This window comes from Hydrocoleum sp. CS-953, from assembly GCF_002260545.1.
Lineage (GTDB): Bacteria > Cyanobacteriota > Cyanobacteriia > Cyanobacteriales > Microcoleaceae > Trichodesmium.
Map to the genome: position 1 here is coordinate 1 of NZ_LGSU01001046.1, position 6,290 is coordinate 6,290.

Below are 6,290 nucleotides of genomic sequence, written 5' to 3' on the forward strand. Positions count from 1 at the left end.
TCACCGATGAAAAATTTTCCTAGACTCTGAGTCGGAATTTCTCTCTACTAAATTTTTCTGACTACGAGTCTAAGGTAAAGTATGAGAAATTTCTAGTTCTCTATTTTTCGGCAGTCAAACTCTAAAACTAAGACGTTATAGTTTTGAGGACTTTTCACCCATGATAAATTTTCCTTCGGTGTGAGTCTGAAGTTTTCTCTACTAATTTTTTCCGACTGTAAGTCTAAGCATCCAGTATGAGAAATTTCCACTCATCTATTCTTCGAGAGTCTAACAAAAAACTAAGACGTTATAGTTTTGACGAATTTTCACCTATGATAAANTTCCACTCATCTATTCTTCGAGAGTCTAACAAAAAACTAAGACGTTATAGTTTTGACGAATTTTCACCTATGATAAATTTTCCTTCGGTGTGAGTCTGAAGTTTTCTCTACTAATTTTTTCCGACTGTAAGTCTAAGGTAAAGTATGGAAAATTTCCACTCATAATTCAAAAAACTAATACGTTATAGTTTTGACGAATTTTCACCTATGATAAATTTTCCTTCGGTGTGAGTCATAAGTTTTCTCTCCTAAATTTTTCCTACTATAAGTCTAAGTAAAAGTATGAGAAATTTCCACTCATCTATTCTTCGAGAGTCTAACAAAAAACTAAGACGTTATAGTTTTGACGAATTTTCACCTATGATAAANGAAAAATTTTCCTTCGGTTGGAGTCAGAATTTCTCTCTACTAAATTTTTCTGACTATGAGTCTAAGGTAAAGTATGGAAAATTTCCACTCATAATTCAAAAAACTAATACGTTATAGTTTTGACTAATTTTCACCGATGAAAAATTTTCCTTTCCTCTGAGTCATAAGTTTTCTCTCCTAAATTTTTCCTACTATAAGTCTAAGTAAAAGTATTGCTTAATTCTTCACCAAGCGAACAAAATTCTTTTTACCCACCCGTAAAACCTTACCATCAAGTTCCGCCGGAGAGTCAAAAGTCAAATTCTGATCGGAAATACGGTCATCATCCAAACGTACAGCTCCCCCAGCAATTTTCTTCCTAGCCTCAGAACTACTCTTACACAAACCACTAGCACTAACAATATAAAACAACTTCGCTGGAAACTCCACAGAAGCCAAAGAAAATTCTGGCACTGCCTCAGTTTGACTCATATCTCCCTGAAGCACCATTTTCACAGCCGTTTGTTGAGCCTCCAAAGCAGATTCCTTACCGTGATACTGAGACACAATATCCAAACCCAACAATTTTTGTCNGAACTACTCTTACACAAACCACTAGCACTAACAATATAAAACAACTTCGCTGGAAACTCCACAGAAGCCAAAGAAAATTCTGGCACTGCCTCAGTTTGACTCATATCTCCCTGAAGCACCATTTTCACAGCCGTTTGTTGAGCCTCCAAAGCAGATTCCTTACCGTGATACTGAGACACAATATCCAAACCCAACAATTTTTGTCTTTCGCGAGGATTCTCTGGCAATTCATCAAGAGGTAAATTTGTCAATAGTTCAAAATACTCTTCTACCTGGTCATCAGGAATTTTCTCCAGTTTAGAATACATACTCAAAGGGTCTTCGGATAAACCCACATAATTTCCCAGAGACTTAGACATTTTCTGTACCCCATCAGTCCCCAACAAAATCGGCATCAACAGACCAAACTGAGTCCTCTTACCAAAATGACGTTGTAAATCTCGCCCCACTGCAATATTAAACTTTTGGTCAGTACCGCCCAATTCCACATCAGCATCCACAGCTACAGAATCATAACCTTGCATTAGGGGATAGAGAAACTCATGGATATAGATAGGATTTTCCTGATTATAACGAAGGGCAAAACCTTCCTTAGCCAACATCTGTCCCACAGTCATAGTTGCCAGAAGTTCTAGAATATTGGTCAAATCCAATTTAGACAGCCACTCTGAGTTGTAGCGAATTTCTAGTCGTCCTGGTGTGTCAAAATCCAATATTGGCCGGACTTGCTCTAAATAAGTTTTGGCATTTTCCTTTACCTGCTCTGAAGTTAACTGCCGTCGGACTTCAGATTTCCCAGTCGGGTCGCCAATTCTTGCGGTAAAATCTCCTATGATTAATACTGCGGTATGTCCAGCATCTTGAAATGCCCGGAGTTTTCTCACTGGGATACTATGGCCTAAATGGATATCAGCTCCTGTGGGGTCAATTCCCAATTTAATCCGCAAAGGACGGTCTGATTTGGTTAATCTCTGGATTAAGTTTTCATTCGGGTCTTGAGAATCTGCTTGATCTGGGAATATTTCGCTGATACCACGATGCAGCCATGTAAATTTATCAGTCATTATTTAGTATTAGTAAATCTATATAGCTTGACTTTGAAAGTCAAATTTAGTGGAGAAAATGATGAATAATCTTATTAGGAAGTCGGAAAAGTTTAGCTACTCTGAAGATTTTTGCCCTTAATTGGCCTACTGATAATTAGGAGTGCTAAGTCAGCATTTCCTCCGGAATGCTGCGCAAACAGCGGTTAGCTAGCTTCTTGCCTCCTGGGTCAGAGCTGCGCTTTTTCGTATAGGGAATGCTCCGCTTTCCATGTCGCTCCGCGTTTTGCTGGCGCACAACTTTCNTAGGAGTGCTAAGTCAGCATTTCCTCCGGAATGCTGCGCAAACAGCGGTTAGCTAGCTTCTTGCCTCCTGGGTCAGAGCTGCGCTTTTTCGTATAGGGAATGCTCCGCTTTCCATGTCGCTCCGCGTTTTGCTGGCGCACAACTTTCCTGACGGAATGCTCCGCAAACGTTAACGCCTGTCGCCGACATATAAAGCGGAGCTTTGCGTCAGCAAAACAGAGGAGCTAACGCTAACAGCTATCAGCTTCATTACCTTTATTTAAAAGAGTAAAAAGCAATTTAGAGATTTCATGCTAATTAAAAGTATGGGTAAAATTTCATCAGTTAACCTTAAAATTATATCAAGCTATATCGTTCATTAAAAAACGGATATCTGACCGCTAATAGCTGAATGTTTAAGGTGCTAAAGTAGCATAAATTATTTACAAATATCACTCATCCTTATTTTTGTTGTACATAACTTTGGACAGACATTGATTTAAGCATAATTTATTGATGTATAGCAATTAGAATTTAGCTATAGCTAGCTTACCAAGAAATGATAACTATTGGTATCTTAGGAAATAGAATAAGAAAACTTTTTCAAGTAACATATTAAACCCTAATAATAAGCCTCTTACCTAACAAAAAGTCAAAGAAACCTAAAGTATACAAATAATCAACTTATTATCACTTACTTTTTGACTTTTGATGTAAGCAAACAGCTATTAGCAGTAAGCACGAGTGCAATTAGAGCTTAAAGACATTAAATGAATTTAATAAGCTTTAAACGAAATAGCCGACTTTTAGTAATATTTAATATCTGGCTCAATCAACCTTTAAACCTTCCCCAATAAAGAATAGCTGACGGCTGAATTCTTTCCTTTTGATCGAGAAATAATATCTCCCTATTGCTGGAGGTATTGATAACTGATAACTGAAATGACTTAATCTTATTCCATAACTCTAAAAGTTTAATTACTAAACTCAAAAACCAGAAAATTTAGTTAAATAAGTTAAATCAAAATGTCAACTAACGCTCTTCCAAACAAACAAACTAAAAAATCCAACTCTGAACCTGCACCAGTATTCGAGTTTGTTCAATCTGTCAGTAAAGTTACAGCAGGTACAGTATTAGGGATTACCATGCTGACTAGCTCATTAGTTGCTGGAGGACTGGTAGGTTTAGCCATTAGCTTCCGTAATCTGCCAGATGTACGGGTACTAAAAAATTATACACCTTCAGAAACAACTCATATATATGATATCAAAGGTAGACCCCTGGCAAGTCTCCATGATGAGGCCAACCGAGAAGTCATCCCTCTCAACCAAATTTCTCCAGACTTAAAACGAGCAGTTCTAGCGATCGAGGATAGTAACTTCTACAATCACCAAGGCCTTTATCCCATTNCCGTAATCTGCCAGATGTACGGGTACTAAAAAATTATACACCTTCAGAAACAACTCATATATATGATATCAAAGGTAGACCCCTGGCAAGTCTCCATGATGAGGCCAACCGAGAAGTCATCCCTCTCAACCAAATTTCTCCAGACTTAAAACGAGCAGTTCTAGCGATCGAGGATAGTAACTTCTACAATCACCAAGGCCTTTATCCCATTGGAATTATCCGTGCTTTTGTGGCCAACTTGGAGCGGGGTAGAACTGTTGAAGGAGGTTCTACCGTGACTATGCAGTTGGTGAAAAATTTGTTTTTATCTCCCACAGCCAAACTTAGTCGGAAAGTAGCTGAGGCAGTTTTGGCAATTAGAATGGAGCAAATTCTGCAAAAAAATGAAATTTTAGAATTATACCTCAACCAAATTTATTGGGGTCATAATCTATATGGAGTTGAAACTGCATCTAAAAGCTATTTTAATAAGTCTGCCAAGGATTTAACTTTGGCCGAAGCTGCCTTAATGGCAGGTATGATTCCCGCACCAGAGCAATATAGTCCTTTTATTAATTACCAAAAGTCCAAGCAGCGTCAAGCAACAGTATTAGCCAGGATGCGAGAACTAAATTGGATTACTGCTGAGGAGGAAGCAGAAGCTCTCAAACAACCATTATTAGTAGGTAAAGTTACTTCTTTTCGTCAAAGTAAACTTCCCTATATTACTAATGCAGTTATTCAAGAATTAACTGAGAGGTTTGGTAAAGATGCTGTTCTGAAGGGAGGAATGCGGATACAAACTACTATTGATATGAACTTCCAACGGATGGCAGAGAGAACTGTGACTGAATGGCATCAAATATTATATTATCGTGGCCTTTATCGTAGTTGGGATAAAGGTCAATTAGCATTGGTGGCTGTTGACCCACGCACCCACTTTGTTAAGGCCATGGTTGGTGGGGCAGATTTTAAGACCAGTCAATATAATCGTGCCGTTCAAGCTCGTAGGCAACCTGGTTCTTCGTTTAAGCCTTTTGTTTACTATGCTGCTTTTGCTTCGGGTAGATTTTCCCCATCTTCGGTGGTGATGGATACTCGTGTTAGTTATCGAGATGGTGATGGTTACTACACTCCTCGAAATTATGGTGGTGGATATTCCGGGGCAGNGGGCAGATTTTAAGACCAGTCAATATAATCGTGCCGTTCAAGCTCGTAGGCAACCTGGTTCTTCGTTTAAGCCTTTTGTTTACTATGCTGCTTTTGCTTCGGGTAGATTTTCCCCATCTTCGGTGGTGATGGATACTCGTGTTAGTTATCGAGATGGTGATGGTTACTACACTCCTCGAAATTATGGTGGTGGATATTCCGGGGCAGTTAGTATTCGTAAGGCTTTACAGTCTTCTCTGAATATACCTGCTGTTAAAATTGGTCAGTCTGTCGGACTTAATAAGGTAATTGAGATTTGTCGTATTTTGGGAATTAAAAGTCCGATGGAACCTGTAATTTCTTTACCACTGGGTTCTGTTGATTTGACACCTCTGGAGATGGCTGGTGCTTATGCCACTTTTGCTAATAATGGTTGGCATTCTGATACGACGTTTATTGTCCAGGTGACAGATACCAGTGGAAATGTGTTGTTGGACAATACTCCTAAACCTAAATTGGTTCTGAATCAGTGGGCTGTAGCATCACTTAATAGTGTATTAGTGGGGGTAATTGAACGAGGTACTGCTACTAGGGCTAAAATGAGTCGTCAAGCTGCTGGAAAAACTGGTACGACTTCTTCGGAAAGGGATGTTTGGTTTGTTGGTTATACTCCTCAGTTGTCAACTGCTGTTTGGGTAGGTAATGATGATTACCGACCACTAAACTATGGAGCTACTGGGGGAACTACTGTTGCACCTATCTGGCGTGATTTTATGAACCAAGCTATGAGGGGTATGCGTAAAGAGTATTTTCCTCCAGCATATAAGTTTGAGAGGCCCTAGTTTTTCATACATAATTAACAACTTTTTGGCGTTAGGTAGGGAAAAGGTTCGCAGAGGCAGTATGGTGATTAACGAAGTTAGACATCAGAAGTTGTTTTTGTCACAGGAATTTCAACTTCCTTCCAAAAACATTTTGCCTTCAAAGATGGGGTTAATTAGGGGTTGCTGAAAAAGTCTTAAAGCCTACATTCCGCACGTCAAAATGTAGTATGAAATAAGGAGTCAGTCCTCGTAGGGGCGTTTTCCTGACGGAATGCTCCGCAAACATGTCGCTCCGCGAAACGGCCGTTAGCTTCGCATAACTATCGTTAACGCC

General features: G+C 39.1%; 2 protein-coding genes and 3 pseudogenes. 3 read left to right on the top strand and 2 right to left on the bottom strand.

Annotated features, from left to right (window positions below; genetic code table 11):
* Positions 1-908: 908 nt before the first annotated feature.
* Positions 909-1,264: S4 domain-containing protein (locus AFK68_RS45300; protein WP_371357401.1), on the bottom strand; the 356-nt coding region annotated here is incomplete at its 5' end.
* Position 1,265: 1 nt separating this feature from the next.
* A pseudogene (gene tyrS / locus AFK68_RS15345) lies at positions 1,266-2,329 on the bottom strand (tyrosine--tRNA ligase); the annotation flags it as partial.
* A gap of 1,290 nt (positions 2,330-3,619) precedes the next feature.
* On the opposite strand from tyrS, the gene AFK68_RS15350 reads away from it, so the two are divergent.
* The 3 genes and pseudogenes from AFK68_RS15350 to AFK68_RS15360 all read left to right on the top strand — a co-directional run.
* On the top strand, positions 3,620-4,003 hold a 384-nt coding region (locus AFK68_RS15350), incomplete at its 3' end, for a transglycosylase domain-containing protein (RefSeq protein ID WP_210407420.1).
* 1 nt (position 4,004) lies between these two features.
* A pseudogene (locus tag AFK68_RS15355) lies at positions 4,005-5,152 on the top strand (transglycosylase domain-containing protein); the annotation flags it as partial.
* A 1-nt stretch (position 5,153) separates the two neighbouring features.
* A pseudogene (locus AFK68_RS15360) lies at positions 5,154-5,974 on the top strand (transglycosylase domain-containing protein); the annotation flags it as partial.
* Positions 5,975-6,290: the final 316 nt, after the last annotated feature.